At 67.7% G+C, this 638-nt stretch carries 2 protein-coding genes; one reads left to right on the top strand and one right to left on the bottom strand.

Annotation, left to right across the window (positions count from 1 at the left end; all coding sequences use genetic code 11):
• Positions 1-290, bottom strand: a 290-nt coding sequence (locus tag HA630_RS01310) for a Dps family protein (protein WP_166832142.1), incomplete at its 3' end; no start/stop codon positions are given.
• 166 nt (positions 291-456) lie between these two features.
• On the opposite strand from HA630_RS01310, the gene HA630_RS01305 reads away from it, so the two are divergent.
• The coding region (locus tag HA630_RS01305) for a class II aldolase/adducin family protein (RefSeq protein ID WP_208299903.1) at positions 457-638 on the top strand (182 nt) is incomplete at its 3' end.

Below are 638 nucleotides of genomic sequence, written 5' to 3'. Positions count from 1 at the left end.
TGGCCGTACTGGGCGTAAGAGCCCGGGGCCACATGACCCAGCGCGCGGATGCGCTCGGCGATCGGGTCCACCGCGTTCCACAGCTCGGTGTACTGCGTCATGAACATGGCGTGCAGGCTGTTGAACATCGGCCCGGTCACGTTCCAGTGGAAGCTGTGGGTGGTCAGGTACAGGGTGTAGGTGTCGGCCAGCAGGCGGCTCAGGCCCTGGGCGATGGCGGCGCGGTCTTTCTCGCCAATGCCGATGTCCATCTTCATCGACGGGGCGGGGGTGGTGGGTTTTTTGGCCATGGGGACTCTCCGGTGGGTCAGAAACAAGGCCCGCCGGCCGGCGGCGGGCGGGCAGCGGTCCATCTTAACGGCTGACCCGCCCCACACGGCCGGCTGTCACCGGCCCGACAGCCGGACGCCCGGCGCGGTCTTAGCATGCACTATGCCCTCCACCGCCCACGCCGCCATGCACATCCCCTCCCTGCAATCCGCCGTCAGCCCCGAAGAATGGCAGCTGCGCTGCGACCTGGCCGCCTGCTACCGCCTCGTCGCTGCCTACGGCTGGAGCGACCTGATCTTCACCCACATCAGCGTCAAGCTGCCCGACAGCGTCACCGGCGGCGACCACCAGTTCCTCATCAACCCCTT

This window comes from Aquabacterium sp. A08 (assembly GCF_011742065.1).
This window is presented reverse-complemented; position numbering and strand designations above follow the sequence as displayed.